13 protein-coding genes are annotated in these 13,867 nt (G+C 67.3%); 5 read left to right on the top strand and 8 right to left on the bottom strand.

Going from position 1 to position 13,867, the window contains the following annotated elements:
* Positions 1-16: 16 nt before the first annotated feature.
* The 3 genes from WS49_RS19045 to WS49_RS19055 all read right to left on the bottom strand — a co-directional run bounded on the left by WS49_RS19045 (position 17) and on the right by WS49_RS19055 (position 2,365).
* On the bottom strand, positions 17-730 hold the full coding sequence (locus WS49_RS19045; RefSeq protein WP_059531814.1) for an ABC transporter permease: 714 nt from the start codon (positions 728-730) through the stop codon (positions 17-19).
* Positions 727-1,416, bottom strand: coding sequence for an ABC transporter permease (locus tag WS49_RS19050; RefSeq protein WP_059531818.1), 690 nt, complete (start codon positions 1,414-1,416; stop codon positions 727-729). Before WS49_RS19050 ends, WS49_RS19045 begins: the two co-directional genes overlap by 4 nt.
* Positions 1,417-1,591: 175 nt before the next feature.
* Positions 1,592-2,365 carry an ABC transporter substrate-binding protein gene (locus WS49_RS19055; protein ID WP_059531821.1) on the bottom strand — a complete coding sequence of 258 codons (774 nt, stop codon included), beginning with the start codon at positions 2,363-2,365 and terminating at the stop codon, positions 1,592-1,594.
* A 495-nt stretch (positions 2,366-2,860) separates the two neighbouring features.
* Here WS49_RS19055 and hutC point away from each other — a divergent pair, with 495 nt between their 5' ends.
* Entirely contained in the window at positions 2,861-3,556 is a 696-nt protein-coding gene (hutC, locus tag WS49_RS19060; RefSeq protein WP_059466626.1) for a histidine utilization repressor, read from the top strand.
* A gap of 16 nt (positions 3,557-3,572) precedes the next feature.
* On the opposite strand, the gene WS49_RS19065 is transcribed toward hutC, so the two are convergent.
* Complete coding sequence (locus WS49_RS19065) at positions 3,573-4,814, bottom strand: glycosyltransferase (RefSeq protein WP_059532406.1); 1,242 nt, start codon at positions 4,812-4,814, stop codon at positions 3,573-3,575.
* Between the two features lie 94 nt (positions 4,815-4,908).
* Between WS49_RS19065 and WS49_RS19070 the strand changes: the two genes are divergently transcribed.
* Both WS49_RS19070 and WS49_RS19075 read left to right on the top strand, forming a co-directional pair.
* Positions 4,909-5,529 carry a TetR/AcrR family transcriptional regulator gene (locus tag WS49_RS19070; RefSeq protein ID WP_059531824.1) on the top strand — a complete coding sequence of 207 codons (621 nt, stop codon included), beginning with the start codon at positions 4,909-4,911 and terminating at the stop codon, positions 5,527-5,529.
* A 252-nt stretch (positions 5,530-5,781) separates the two neighbouring features.
* On the top strand, positions 5,782-6,135 hold the full coding sequence (locus tag WS49_RS19075) for a hypothetical protein (RefSeq protein ID WP_059531827.1): 354 nt from the start codon (positions 5,782-5,784) through the stop codon (positions 6,133-6,135).
* Between the two features lie 51 nt (positions 6,136-6,186).
* Here the strand turns inward: WS49_RS19075 and WS49_RS19080 are convergent, their stop codons facing one another.
* The 4 genes from WS49_RS19080 to WS49_RS19095 form a co-directional block, all read right to left on the bottom strand.
* Positions 6,187-7,014 carry an alpha/beta fold hydrolase gene (locus tag WS49_RS19080; protein ID WP_059532409.1) on the bottom strand — a complete coding sequence of 276 codons (828 nt, stop codon included), beginning with the start codon at positions 7,012-7,014 and terminating at the stop codon, positions 6,187-6,189.
* A 111-nt stretch (positions 7,015-7,125) separates the two neighbouring features.
* Positions 7,126-8,043 carry a LysR family transcriptional regulator gene (locus WS49_RS19085; RefSeq protein WP_059448822.1) on the bottom strand — a complete coding sequence of 306 codons (918 nt, stop codon included), beginning with the start codon at positions 8,041-8,043 and terminating at the stop codon, positions 7,126-7,128.
* A 239-nt stretch (positions 8,044-8,282) separates the two neighbouring features.
* Complete coding sequence (locus WS49_RS19090; protein ID WP_006761486.1) at positions 8,283-8,528, bottom strand: DUF3717 domain-containing protein; 246 nt, start codon at positions 8,526-8,528, stop codon at positions 8,283-8,285.
* Between the two features lie 263 nt (positions 8,529-8,791).
* Positions 8,792-10,327, bottom strand: coding sequence for an amino acid permease (locus tag WS49_RS19095; RefSeq protein WP_059531830.1), 1,536 nt, complete (start codon positions 10,325-10,327; stop codon positions 8,792-8,794).
* 597 nt (positions 10,328-10,924) lie between these two features.
* On the opposite strand from WS49_RS19095, the gene WS49_RS19100 reads away from it, so the two are divergent.
* Both WS49_RS19100 and WS49_RS19105 read left to right on the top strand, forming a co-directional pair.
* Positions 10,925-12,457 (top strand): GGDEF domain-containing protein, encoded by a 1,533-nt coding sequence (locus WS49_RS19100; protein ID WP_059531833.1) that lies wholly within the window; start codon positions 10,925-10,927, stop codon positions 12,455-12,457.
* Between the two features lie 153 nt (positions 12,458-12,610).
* Positions 12,611-13,681 carry an FUSC family protein gene (locus tag WS49_RS19105; protein WP_059531836.1) on the top strand — a complete coding sequence of 357 codons (1,071 nt, stop codon included), beginning with the start codon at positions 12,611-12,613 and terminating at the stop codon, positions 13,679-13,681.
* Positions 13,682-13,867 lie beyond the last annotated feature (186 nt).

Raw genomic sequence — 13,867 nt, forward strand, 5'->3', positions numbered from 1 at the left:
GAATCTTGCGAATGCGTTAATGGCCGCGCGGCGACAGGTACGCGAGCCAGCGCGTCTCGAGCTTGCGGAACGCCCAGATGAGCGCGAACACGACGATGGCGTACAGCACGGCCGCGATGCCGTAGGCCTGGAACGACATGTACGTGGCGGAGTTGACGTCGCGCGTGACCTTCAGGATGTCGGGTACGGTCGCGGTGAACGCGAGCGTCGTCGCGTGCAGCATCAGGATCACTTCGTTGCTGTAGCTCGGCAGCGAGCGGCGCAGCGCGGACGGCAGGATGACGCGCGTATAGAGCTTGAAGCGCGACATCCCGTAGGCCATCCCGGCCTCGATCTCGCCGGCCGACGTCGCCTTGATCGCGCCCGCGAAGATCTCGGTCGCATACGCGCATTCGTTCAGCACGAACGCGAGCAGCGTGCAGTTCATCGCGTTGCGGAAGAACGTGTCGAGCAGCACGTGGTTGTGCACGACCTGCAGGCTGTAGATGCCGGTGTAGCACATCAGCAGCTGCACGTAGAGCGGCGTGCCGCGGAACACGTACGTATAGAGCCACACGGGGCCGGAGATCCAGCGGTTCGACGACGCGCGCGCGATCGCGAGCGGCACGGCCAGCGCGAAGCCGAGCGCGATCGACACGACCAGCAGCCACAGCGTGATCGCGAGGCCGCTGAAGCGGTAGCCGTCGGTGTAGAGATAGCTTTGCCAGTACTGGCTGACGAGTTCGATCACAGTGCAAGCCTCCGGACGCCCGCGGAATAACGCTTCTCGAGGTGGTGCAGCACGACGTTCGACACCGTCGTGATCGCGAGGTAGATCGCGCCCGCCGCGAGCGTGAAGAAGAAGAAATCGAGCGTGCTCTTGCCGGCGTCCTGCGACGCCTTCACGACATCGGCGAGGCCGATGATCGATACCAGCGCCGTGGCCTTCACGAGCACCTGCCAGTTGTTGCCGATGCCCGGCAGCGCGAAGCGCATCATTTGCGGGAACAGGATCCGGTGGAACACGCGCCAGCCGCTCATCCCGTATGCGAAGCCCGCTTCGAGCTGGCCGCGCGGCACCGCGAGAAACGCGCCGCGGAACGTTTCGGTGAAGTACGCGCCGTAGATGAAGCCGAGTGTCACGACGCCGGCCACGAACGGGTCGATGTCGATCTGATCCCAGCCGAGCAGGTCGGTCGCGTCGTTCAGCAGGATCTGGATCCCGTAGAACAGCAGCAGCATCAGCACGAGATCGGGCACCGCGCGGATCAGCGTCGTGTAGAACGTGCCGACCGACTTGAGCGCGCGGTTGGTCGACAGTTTCGCGCCCGCGCCCGCGAGGCCCAGTATGAGCGACGCGGCGAGCGACAGCACCGCGAGCTTCACGGTCTCGACCGTGCCGGCCCACAACAGCGGGCCAAATCCTTGGAAGATCATATAAGGGATCCAGAACGAAGTGGCTGGATTGTCAATAGCCATTAACTGCGCATCAAACGATATCTGCGCACTACCTGATGCGACTTGCTCATCAAGCCGGACGCATCATGCGAAGCGGGTTGCACGCGGCAACCGACGCGGCGCGCGCCACAGCCGACGCGCGCCGCATGGACGATCAGCCGCCGTAGACGTCGAATGCGAAGTACTTCTTCTCGAGCTTCTTGTACGTGCCGTCCTTGATCATGTCGGCGATCGCGTGGTCGATTTTCGCCTTCAGGTCGGCGTCGTCCTTGCGCATCCCGATGCCGGCGCCGTTGCCGAGCGTCTTCGGATCGTCGATGTCCTTGCCGGCGAATTCGAAGTTCGCGCCGCGCGGCGTCTTCAGGAAGCCGAGGTCGGCCTGCACCGCGTCCTGCAGCGCGGCGTCGAGGCGGCCGGACATCAGGTCCTGGTACACGCCGTCCTGGTTCTGGTAAGGCACGACCTGCACGCCCTTCGGCGCCCAGTAGGCCTTCGCGTAGGTCTCCTGAATCGTGCCCTGCTCGACGCCGACCGACTTGCCCTTCAGCGATTCGGCCGTCGGCTGCAGGTTCGCACCCTTCTTCGCGACCAGGCGCGTCGGCGTGTTGAACAGCTTGTCGGAGAACGCGATCTGCTCGGCGCGCGCCGGCGTCATCGACATCGACGACAGCACGCCGTCGAACTTCTTCGCCTTCAGCGCCGGGATCATCCCGTCGAAGTCGTTCTCGATCCACACGCATTTCGCCTTCAGCCGTGCGCAGATCTCGTTGCCGAGATCGACGTCGAAGCCGACGACCTTGCCGCTTGCGTCCTTCGATTCGAACGGCGGATAGCTGGCGTCGACGCCGAACCGGATCGTCGACCAATCCTTGGCGTGGGCGCCGACCGCGAGGCAGGCAAGGGCAATACTGAGCGCGAGTTTCTTCATGGCGTTCCTGTCTTAGGCGAACTGGGCACGGGTCCCGTCGGCGTCGCCGCCGCGAACCCTTCCAACCCGGGAGCCGCCTGTCCGGTGACTCTCGAAGTTGTACATACAACTTTGCCTTTTTCAGGTCACTGCCAGCAATCCGTGTTTATCTCTAATTGTCGGTTGATTGTTTCCATGAGCGAATTTCCCTTATATTTCAATTCGCTACAGATTACATGCAGATGAAATCCAGCTTTCTGTGCGGATTCCGTGCGTCGTCGGCGCGCCCACATTTGTCTATACTTTTTCGTCCGTCGCGCTCGCCGACGCGGCGACCGAGGTCCGTATGGCCCTCGCGGCCCCCTCGACCGGCGCGCCGGATGCAGGCCGGAATTACCCGAATCCCGGGCCCACAGTCGGGCCCGCACCGCGTCGAACCCGGTACACTCCGCCCGGACACCGCACGAAGGCCGGCCTGCGACGGCACGCGGCCGCCGTCTCTTGAACAGCAATGCAATGACCACACCGATCTATCAGGAAATCAAGGACTTCATCCTCGCGCGCATTCATGCGGGCGAGTGGGCGGAAGGCGACCAGGTGCCGTCGGAGAACGAGCTCGCGCGCGAATTCAACGTCGCGCGGATGACGGTCAACCGCGCGCTGCGCGAGCTGACGGCCGAACAGGTGCTCACGCGCACGCGCGGCTCGGGCACGTACGTCGCGTCGCCGAAATACGAATCGACGCTGGTCGCGATCCGCAGCATCTCGGATGAAGTCGCCGCGCGCGGCCATGCGTATCGTGCGCAGGTGCTGGAGGTCGGCGCGGCCGTTGCCGACGCGAAACTCGCCGACGAGCTGCAGCTCGACACCGGCAGCCCGATCTTCCATTCGCGCGTGCTGCACTTCGAAAACGACACGCCCGTGCAGCTCGAGGAGCGCTGGGTCAACCCGGCCTGCGCGCCCGAATATGCGTTGCAGGACTTCACGACGACGACGCCGAACCAGTACCTGACGCGCGTCGCGCCGCTGCAGCGGGTCGAATACCGGATCGAGGCCGCGATGCCCGATGCGGCAACGCGCCGCCACCTGACGACGGACGAACGCGAGCCGTGCCTGCTGCTGCATCGGCGCACGTGGTCGCAAGGGATGGTCGCGTCGGTGGCCAATCTGTGGCATCCGGGCAGCCGCTACCGGTTCACCGGACATTTCTGACGCGGGGCGGACGCGTTCAGCGCACGCCGGCGCGCCCCCAGCGCTCGATCGCGCCGACCGCCAGCCGCACCCCGTCTTCCCGCGCGATCCGCGCACCGAGTTCGGCGGCACGCGCTTGCGTGTCGGCGCGTGCCGCGAACGCGATCGCGCGTGCGAGCACCGCGGCGTCCACACGCCGCCCCGCCACCGGTCCATCGGCCACACCGAGGCGTTGCAGCCGGCTCGCCCAGAAGAACTGATCGCCCGCGAACGGCACGACGACCGACGGAATCCCCGCCCGCGCGGCCGAATGCGTGGTACCCGATCCGCCGTGATGGATCGCCATCGATACATGCGGAAACAACCAGTCGTGCGGCGTCTCGCCGATCACGCACACGTGCGCCGGCAGCATCGACGCATCGATGCCGCTCCAGCCCGGATGGAACAGCGCGCGCCGGCCGTCGAGCGCCTGCAGCAGCGCATCGACCATCGCGGCCCGGTCGAACCCGGCCATGCTGCCGAAGCCGATATACACGGGCCGATCGCCCGCATCGAGGAAGCTCGACAGCGCGGGCGGCGGCGTCCACGCCGGCGCGTCGACGCGCCACTGACCGCATGCCAGCACATGCGACGGCCAGTCGGCCGGATCGGCCAGCAGCGCGGGCGACACGCCGTACAGCATCGGATGATCGGTCCATACGCGCCCGCGCGGCGGCAGTCCGCACACGCTGGCGCGCGCCGCATTGGTCGCCTTCCTGAACGCATGCCACAGCAGCGCGTTCACGAACCGGTGACTCGCGCGATGCAGCCAGCGCGGCACCTTGCCGGGCGGCAGAAACGGCGACGCGAACGCCGCGGTCGGCGTGATCGGGATCATCCCCGTGCCGATCGCCGGCACGCCGCGATACTCGGCGATCGACAGCCCGACGAACGACGCCAGCCCCGACACCAGGATCGCATCGCAACCGGCCGACGCGGCCGCGACTTCGCGCATCCATGCCGCCGTATTCGCATTCGCGATCGCGGCGAGCGCCTTCGACGTGTCGTTGAAACCGCCGCGCCCGCGCACCGCGTCGGACAACGCGCCATCCGGCGCGATCGCCGCGCGGATGTCGCCGGACAGCGGCGCGCAAGGCACGCCGAGCGCGGCGGCCGAACCGAGCGTCGCGGCGTCGGCCAGCAACCGCACCTCATGGCCGGCATCCAGCAGCGCGCGGCCGAGCGCCGCGAGCGGGCGCGTGTCGCCTTCGGTGCCGTAGGTGGCGATGACGAGCTTCATGCGCGGTTCCTCCTGCACGATGCAGGCGAGTGGATTCATAAAAATGCACGTCGTATACTAATGCAATTCGTGCACTTTCAGTCGATACCGAACCATGCCGACGACGACCGACGATCCGGGCCGCCGCGCACGCAAGCGCATCCAGATGCTCGCGCATCTCGCCGACACCGGCGCACGCCTGTTCGATGCGCACGGCTACGATGCCGTGACGATGGAACAGATCGCCGCGCAGGCCGATGTCGCGAAACGTACGCTGTACAACCACTTTCCGACGAAGGAGGCCGTGCTCGCGCACTGGCTCGAAGGCGAACTCGCGCGCGACCTCGCGCACCTGCAGCGTGACGTCGCGCGACGGCGGACCTTCGCGTCGCGGATCGCCTGCGTGCTCGACGCGTCGGCCGCATGGTGCGAGCAGCATCCGGTGTATCTGCTCGCATACCTGCGACATCGGTTCCTGAGCATCGGCGTGGTGGAAGCGGACAGCGGGAAGGACGGCGGCGGCGACATCGCGCTCGTGTGGCAGCAACTGATCGCGGCCGGACAGCAGGCGGGCGAACTGAACCCGGCGCTGGCGGCCGACCAGCTCGCCACGTGGTTTCATCACCTCTATCTCGCGGCGATGCTGCGCTGGCTGACGGTACCTGGTTTGTCGCTGAAGCGGGAATTCCGGTCGATCGCGAAGCTGTTCGTCGAAGGCGCGCACGCGAAAGCGTGAGTGGCCGCGCAGGCGACGCCCGGTCAGGAACGTGCGTCCGCGTCGAACGCGCATCGCGCGCGACGGCCGTTGAAGGCATCGCATGATGCGGAGGGGTTTTTACAACGATCGCACGGACGGGATGCCAAATTTCCCGCGCAGCAGTATGCTGGTGCCGTACGACCGCGCACGATGCCTCGGGCAATCCCTTAGTCCGCACGTCGTCGCGCCGCCGTCGCGACCGCAATCATGCGTTGCAAGGAGGGCTTCTTGATGGCTACCACGCATCAGCACTTCCATCTCGAACTACGGCACGCCACCGCGCCGACGTATTTCATCAGCTACCTGTTTCCCGCCTTGCTGTTCGTCTACGAACTGCTGCGCGTCGGCCAATGGATCCGCGATCACGGGATGCAATTCGCCGCGTACAAGCAGATGGGTTACGAATATCTGCTGATGCTGCTGTTCGTCGGGCTGCAGATCGTCGTCGAGGCGATCTTCCTGCTCGGTGCCGCGATGCGCCGCGACAATCGCGACTTCGAACATCGGCTGCCGAACGTGGTTCTCGGCATCGGCTGCTCGATCGCGATTCTCGCGATCGACCTCGCAATCCAGCTGTCGTTCTGAGCCCCGGCGGGCCCGGCCCGCCGGTCGCATCGCACGCCGGCGCGCTGGCGTTCAGGCGAGCGCGTCGCGCAGGATCGTCGCCACGGCCGCGAGAACGTCGTCGGTCCGCTCGCGATGCGGCATGTGTCCGCATCGATCGAGCAGCAGGAACGACGACGGCCCCGCGACGCGCGCGGCGATCCGTTTCGGATGCACGTCGGACCCGTATTCGTCCTGCTCGCCGTGAATCGCGAGCGTCGCGCAACGCACGCGCGGCAGGTCGTCGTCGAGACACCAGTCGCGAAACGCCGGCGACAGCCACGTGTCGACCCACGCACGCAGCACCCATTCGGCCTTGTCGCCGTGATAACGCGCGAGCCGGTCGAGCTGGCCGGGCGCGTCGAACTGCTGCGCCGCCTCGCGAATGCCGTCGCGCGTGCGATCCTCGACGAATGCCTGCGCGGAGACCGTCACCAGTGCGCGGCAACGCGCGGGATACGCGGCCGCGCATCCGACGGCCATCCCGCCGCCGACGCTGTGCCCGAACGCCACGAACGCGTCGATGCCGAACCGCTCGAGCAGCGCATGGAATCCGTGGTCGGCCTCGTCGCGCACGAACGTCATGCCGAGTTGCCCCGGATGACGATCGGACCGGCCGAAGCCCAGCCGGTCATATGCGATCACGTCGCGCCGCGTGGCGCGCGCGAGTTGCGCGGGGAAGTCGCGCCAAAGCTCGACGCAGCCGAGCGAATCGTGCAGCAGCACGATCGGCGCGGCCGGCTCAGGCGCGGCCGGCTCAGGTGCTCCCGGTGCCTGCGCGGGCTCACAGCGCCAGCGCTTCGCGAAGAGACGCCCTTGCGGCGTCTCGACCCAGGTCTCCTCGGTCACGATGTCAGTCATGTGTGTCGTGGTCTGCATGAAGGCGGCCGCACGCGGGCGGGCTGCATCGAATGCCGACGATGGTGGCCCGGCGACGCGCGCGGCGTCAAGCAAGCCCCACCGCCCGCACGCTCATTCGGGCTGCGGCGGCAGATACTCCATCTGCGACTCGTCGTACAGCCGGTAGATCAGCGCCTGCATCGCGCGGATGTCCTCCGATTCGTCGAGCATCCGCATGCTCATGATGATCGGCGACACGAGGTTCGGATCGTCGAGCGGCTTGTAGCTGATGTCGTCGCGCTTCAGGCCGTACACGCTGTGCGGCACGACCGACACGCCCTCGCCCATCGCGACGAGTCCGAGCGCGATCTGCAGTTCGCGCGTCTCGTAGATCTTGCGCGGCTGCAACGCGCGATCGTGAAAGGCGGCGAGCACCTGGTCCGCGTAGCTCGGCCGCGGCGCCTTCGGGAAGATGATCAGCGTGTCGTTCACGAGATCGTGCAGCGACAGGACGGGCTTCGCGCCGTCGAGCACGTGACCGACCGGCAGCGCGACGATCATCCGCTCCTCGCGCAGCACGACGCGCCGCACGCTCGGATCCTCGTGACGGATGCGCCCGAACCCGACGTCGATGCGCCCTTCCTTCAGCGCCTTGATCTGGTCCATCGTCGACATCTCGTGCAGGCTCAGCTCGACGGCCGGATATTCGCTGCGAAAGCGCCGGATGATCTTCGGCAACATCCCGTACAGCGTCGAGCCGACGAACCCGACCGACATGCTGCGCTCGATCTTGCCGACGCGCTTCGTCATCGATTCGAGTTCGGTGGTCTGCGCGAGCAGCTGCACCGCGTGCGAATAGAAGAACCGCCCCGCGTCGGTCAGCTTCAGCGGCCGCGCGTTGCGCTCGAACAGCGGCACGCCGAGCGCCTCCTCGAGCTGCTGGATCTGCCGGCTGAGCGGCGGCTGCGCGATGTGCAGGCGCTCGGCCGCGCGCGTGAAATTCCGCTCCTCGGCAACCGCGACGAAGTAGCGGAGGTGTCTCAACTCCATGTTCGCTCCCTCCCGGACCGGCAACGGACGTTCATTCGGCCCCGCGCGCATGCGTGCCGCGCCGGTCGTCCCGTGATCGCCTGATCCCGATGCCATGACGATACCTCAGCCCGCGCCGATACCGGCGCGAGCAGCGCAGTGCCGCCCCGGCGTCCGGCACCGCGCAAAGCAAAACGGGAAGCCGTCAGGCTTCCCGTTGCTTCATCGACGCCGCGTCGCGGCGGCCTCTCGACCGCGCGTCACGCCTCGGTCGCGTACAACGCATCGCGCTGCGCGTCGCTCAGCGAGTCGAGCGGCACGTCCGGCAGCCGATAGCAGATCATCGCGCCGTACAGCTCGGCCAGGCAGTTGCTGCCGGCGTCGAGCGCGTAGCCGTCTTCGCCGTCCGGCGCCGGCGGATACACTTCGCGCCACGCGTTGATCGCGGCTTCGATTCGCACGATGGAAACGGGTCCGGCCTTCCGCTCGGCGGGTGATGCGCTCATGGATTCCTCTGGGTTGCGCGCTCCGCAGGCCGTGCCGGCCGCGGCGGAGCGATGAAAACGCCGGGCGCCGCCGGCCGCCGCGACAGGCGCGCGCCGGATGCCCGATCCGCGCCGCGCTCGTCGCGCCGGCCGGGCCGTGGCCCGGTAGGGTCGGGCAATATAACCGGCTTTGACCCCGTGCAGGGAAAAGCGGACAAAAAAAACGGGAAGCGCGCGGCTTCCCGTTTCGTTGCGCCATCGCGCGGCCGCATGCCGCGCCGGCATCAGCCCACGGTTTCGCGGTTCTCCACGCGCTGCAGCTGCGCGCCGCGGTTCGCGGCGACCCACGGTGCGATCTCCATGTCCTCATAGCGCACGAAGCGGCTCTTGTTCAGGAACCGGTAGCCGAGCCACACGACGAGGAACAGCGGAATGCCGACGTAGGTCGCGGCCACGCCCGCCCAGTCGATCCGGTTCGCGAGGAACGCCTGATAGTCCTGGCCGAGCGCGATCACGAGACACAGGACGAATGCAAACAGCGGGCCGAACGGAAACCACTTCGACTGGTACGGCAGCTGGTCGAGCGCGTAGCCTTGCGTCACGTAGCCCTTGCGGAACCGGTAGTGGCTGATCGCGATGCCGAGCCACGCGATGAAACCCGTCATCCCCGACGTGTTCAGCAGCCACAGGTACACCGTCTTGTCGCCGTACAGCGACGTGAAGAAGCACAGCGCGCCGACGGCGGTCGTCGCGTACAGCGCATTGCGCGGCACGCCGCCCGGCGACAGCTTCGCGAACAGCTTCGGCGCACGGCCTTCCGTCGCGAGGTTGTAGAGCATCCGCGTCGACGCGTACATGCCCGAGTTGCCGGCCGACAGCACGGCCGTCAGGATCACCGCGTTCATCACGCCCGCCGCGAACGCGAGGCCCGCGTGGCGGAATACGAGCGTAAACGGGCTCACGCCGATGTCGGTCACGTCGCTCTTCAGCAGGTTCGGATCGGTATAGGGAATCAGCACGCCGATCACGAAGATCGCCAGCACGTAGAACAGCAGGATGCGCCAGAACACCTGACGCACCGCGCGCGGGATCGTCGTGCGCGGGTTCTCCGATTCGCCGGCCGCGACGCCGATCAGCTCGGTGCCCTGGAACGAGAAGCCCGCGATCATCGCGACGCCCATCAGCGCCGGCAGGCCGCCCGCGAACGGCGCGTCGCCGATCGTCAGGTTGCCCCAGCCGTTGCCCGGCGCGCCTTTCAGAATGCCGAAGATCATCAGCAGGCCGACTCCGATGAACGCGACCACGGTGACGACCTTGATCAGCGCGAACCAGTATTCGGCTTCGCCGAAGCCGCGCACGGTCAGCGCGTTGAGCAGGAACATCACGCCGAGGAATGCGGCGCTCCACCAGACGCCCGGCACGTCCGGGAACCAGTAGTGCATCACGAGCTGCGCGGCGACGAGTTCGACCGCGATCGTCACGGCCCAGTTGTACCAGTAGTTCCAGCCGAGCGCGAAGCCGAAGCCTTCGTCGACGTATTTCGCGCCGTAGGTCGCGAACGAGCCCGACACCGGCATGAACGCGGCCATTTCGCCGAGGCTCGTCATCAGGAAGTAGACCATGAGGCCGATCAGCATGTACGCGACCATCGCGCCGCCGGGGCCGGCCTGCGAGATCGACGCGCCGGACGCGACGAACAGGCCCGTGCCGATCGAGCCGCCGATGGCGATCATCGTCAGATGGCGCGCCTTCAGCGCGCGATGAAGCTTGGGTGGGTTCGCGGACGAACCGGGTTGGTCGGAATTCGGAAGTGCGGACATAAACGAGACGAACGTTGAGCGGGCCGGCATCCGGAGCCGGCGCATGCGGGATCGGGGCGCGGCGCGCCGCCTGCGGCGATGCATTCGATGCGGCCCCGATACGCGTTGCGCGCCGGGCGCCTGCGGCGAAGCGCGGATTCTACCTGATTCGCCGCGCGGACAGCTGAGCGCCGGCCGCCCCGCCGCCGCATGCAGACGCAGCAGAATCAACAAGTTGGATGCGGCGCGGCGACGAGACGACGGCACAGCCGCGGGTTGCGCGGCACCGGTCGCGCCATTCGGTGGCCATCCGCGATGGCGCACCGTGCAATGTGTAATCGCGCCGGCGCAATCGTCGGATCCTGTATTAAACCGACAAATCGAACGGCATTCATCGTCAATAATCAGACAAAATATCGGCCACCCGTAATTGATTCAAATCAGTTTGGCACGCAGGTTCACGGTAATGATGTGTAATCGTTCCAAATCGTGAACGATGCATGCATGTTTTGCATCGCGCGACGAAATTCGGGAATTCGCGAGATAATCCCGATTAATGCGAATTAATCAGTGCGCGGAATCGTCGACGACGCAAATTTCCGCCCCCCGCCCCCGAGGATGAAGCCACACACGCCGCTCGCCAAGCTGCGCGGTCATACCGCGTCGGCCGTGGCACGCATTCTGTCGCCCCGCGGCGTGCTCGTCGCGGGCATCGTGCTGCTGCTGTTCAGCTGGGGGCTCTCGACATCGCTTTTAATCGAGGCACGCCACGACGCATACGACCATGCGGTCGAAAATGCGCGCAACCTGATGCTGCTGATCGAGCGCGATATTTCCCGCAATATCGAACTGTATGATCTGTCGCTGCAAAACGTCGTCGACGGCCTCGCCGATCCGGAACTGATGGCATTGCCGCCGCACCAGCGTCACCGGCTGCTGTTCGACCGCGCCGCGAGCGGCGCGTATCTCGGTGCCATTTTCGTGATGGATCCGCACGGCAATATCGTGATCGATTCGGCCGCATCGCCGCCGCGGCAAGGCAATTTCGCCGACCGCGAATATTTCGCCGTGCATCGCGACCGGCTCGCGCAGGGCCTCTACATCAGCCGGCCCTATGCGTCCCGGCTGCGCGGCGGTGCGCTGACAATTGCGCTCAGCCGACGGATCACTCTGGCCGACGGCCGCTTCGGCGGGATCGTCGTCGGCACGCTCAGCATCGACTACTTCCGCGCGCTGCTCGACGGTCTCGCGGTCGGCAAGCACGGCAGCGCGGCGATCGTCGAGGACAACGGCGTGCTCGTATCCCGCCTGCCGTTCGATGCGCGCGTGGTCGGCCTCGACCTTCACGACTCCCCGCTCTTCATCGAGGCGCAACGCAGCAGCGAAGGCGCGCTGACCGGCGTCGGCGCGATCGACGGCGTGCGGCGCATCTATGTTTACAAGCATCTCGCGAATCTGCCGCTGATCGTCGACGTCGCGCCCGCCGAGATCGACATCTACGCGTCGTGGCGCCATCGCACGATCTGGACCGCCGTGCTGATGGGCCTGTTTACCGTGTTCATCGCGTGGGGCTCGCTCGCGCTGTCGCGCGAACTCAGGCGCCGGCAGATCGCCGAGTCGAAGCTGTACCGGCTCGCGCACACCGATTCACTGACCGGGCTCGACAACCGCGGCACGTTCGACACGGTGCTCGCGAAGGAAGCGCAGCGCGCGTCGCGCAGCGGCCGCCCGCTGTCGGTGCTGTTCGTCGACGTCGATCATTTCAAGGCGTTCAACGACTATTACGGCCACCTCGCCGGCGACGACGTGCTGCGCCGCGTCGCGCAATCGGCGTCGCGCTGCCTGCGCCGCGACAGCGACCACGTCGCGCGCTACGGCGGCGAGGAATTCGTCGTCACGCTGCCCGACACCGATGCGCGGGGCGCGGCGACCGTCGCCGAAGGGATCCGCCGCGCGATCGCCGGGCTCGACATCGCGCACGGCCGCAGCCCGTACGGGCACGTGACGGCGAGCATCGGCGCCGCGACCGCCACCGGCGGGCGCGTCAACGCCGCGACGCTGCTGCGGCAGGCCGACGAGGCGCTGTACCGCGCGAAGTCCGGCGGACGCAATCGCGTGTCGCACGCCGAGGCAAGCACGGCCGACGCGTGACGCGGCCGCCGCCCGGGCACCCGCACCGCGCCGCCGTGGACAGCCCGCGCGCGTTCGGCTAGCGTTACGTCAGCTGCGCGTGCGGCGCGGCGCCGGCCCGCGCTGGCCGCCCGCGCGTATTCCGGCCCCCCCGCCGGCCACCCCCGCACCGTCATGACCGCCCAGCTCCCTGCCCGACTGCCGCCGCTCCTGCGCCACGCCCTCCGTCCCTTGCTGGACCCTTACCGCCGCTACCGGCACGCGAAGCTGATCCATGCGGCGCGCGTCGCGCTAGCGATCCTCGTGTCGATCGCGTTGTCCACCGGGCTGCGCGTGCCGCACGGCGAATGGTCGACGATCACCGTGCTGATCGTCGTCGGCGGGCTGCAGCACCACGGCAACATCCGCAAGAAGGCAGCCGAGCGCGCGCTCGGCACGTCGATCGGCGCGCTCGCGGGGCTCGGGCTGATCCTGCTCTACTCCGTCCTGCACGCGCCGCTCGCGATCTACCTGCTGATGGCGATCGCGTGCGGGGTCTGCGCCTATCACGCGATCGGCAAGGCCGGCTACATCGCGCTGCTGTCGGCGATCACGATGGTGATCGTCGCCGGGCACGGCGACAACGAGATCGTCGACGGCCTGTGGCGCGCGGTGAACGTGCTGGCCGGCATCGCGATCGCGCTGGCGTTCTCGTTCGCGCTGCCGCTCTACGCGACCTACTCGTGGCGCTACAAGCTCGCCGACGCGCTGCGCGCGTGCGCGGCCGTGCATACGCGCCTCGCGGGCGACCGCCACGTGAGCAACGACGCGCACCTGAAGGAAATGGCCGCGCTGAGCGCGCTGCTGGTGCAGCTGCGTTCGCTGATGCCGTCGGTGTCGAAGGAATGCGAGATCTCGGTCACGCACCTCGAGGCGATCCAGCGCAGCCTGCGCCTGTGCATCGGCTACCTGGAGATCCTGTCGAGCATGGTGCCGGCCCGCGACGACCTGGCTGCCCGCGAATACATGCGCAACGACATGAAGGCCGTGAACCGGCGCATCCGCGATACGCTCGTCGGCGCGAGCCGCGCGCTCAAGTTCGGCACGCCGAGCCGGCTCGCGGCCCGCCGCCGGCCGGCCGAGCCGCCGCACGACCTGCCTCCGCCGCAGTTGTCGGGCTACGTGTCGATCACGGCCAAGCTGGCCGGCGAAGTGGATCAGTTGCGCGAGAAACTGCTCGATACCGCACAGGCGTGGAATATCTGAAGACCGGCGGATGGCGGGAAACGCCGGCAATACTTTCAAATATCTTTCATGAAGACGGACCGGCATCCCGTCGACGGCGACCGTGCCCGTCGGCCGATCCGGCCCCGGAAACCGGGCCTGCGCGCCGCCGCGTTTCCGCCGGTTTCGACAGCCGCCCGCGGCCGGTTCCCGCCGGATTCTCCGGCC

The sequence above is a fragment of the Burkholderia sp. RF7-non_BP4 genome (assembly GCF_001521935.1).
Taxonomy (GTDB): Bacteria; Pseudomonadota; Gammaproteobacteria; order Burkholderiales; family Burkholderiaceae; genus Burkholderia; species Burkholderia diffusa.

Coding starts and splice junctions, on each gene's coding strand:
- hutC (WP_059466626.1), top strand. CDS start 2,861: ATGACCACACCGATCTATCAGGAAATCAAGGACTTCATCCTCGCGCGC.
- WS49_RS19105 (WP_059531836.1), top strand. CDS start 12,611: ATGACCGCCCAGCTCCCTGCCCGACTGCCGCCGCTCCTGCGCCACGCC.
- WS49_RS19085 (WP_059448822.1), bottom strand. CDS start 8,043: ATGGAGTTGAGACACCTCCGCTACTTCGTCGCGGTTGCCGAGGAGCGG.
- WS49_RS19050 (WP_059531818.1), bottom strand. CDS start 1,416: ATGATCTTCCAAGGATTTGGCCCGCTGTTGTGGGCCGGCACGGTCGAG.
- WS49_RS19065 (WP_059532406.1), bottom strand. CDS start 4,814: ATGAAGCTCGTCATCGCCACCTACGGCACCGAAGGCGACACGCGCCCG.
- WS49_RS19055 (WP_059531821.1), bottom strand. CDS start 2,365: ATGAAGAAACTCGCGCTCAGTATTGCCCTTGCCTGCCTCGCGGTCGGC.
- WS49_RS19070 (WP_059531824.1), top strand. CDS start 4,909: ATGCCGACGACGACCGACGATCCGGGCCGCCGCGCACGCAAGCGCATC.
- WS49_RS19075 (WP_059531827.1), top strand. CDS start 5,782: ATGGCTACCACGCATCAGCACTTCCATCTCGAACTACGGCACGCCACC.
- WS49_RS19095 (WP_059531830.1), bottom strand. CDS start 10,327: ATGTCCGCACTTCCGAATTCCGACCAACCCGGTTCGTCCGCGAACCCA.
- WS49_RS19090 (WP_006761486.1), bottom strand. CDS start 8,528: ATGAGCGCATCACCCGCCGAGCGGAAGGCCGGACCCGTTTCCATCGTG.
- WS49_RS19100 (WP_059531833.1), top strand. CDS start 10,925: ATGAAGCCACACACGCCGCTCGCCAAGCTGCGCGGTCATACCGCGTCG.
- WS49_RS19080 (WP_059532409.1), bottom strand. CDS start 7,014: ATGACTGACATCGTGACCGAGGAGACCTGGGTCGAGACGCCGCAAGGG.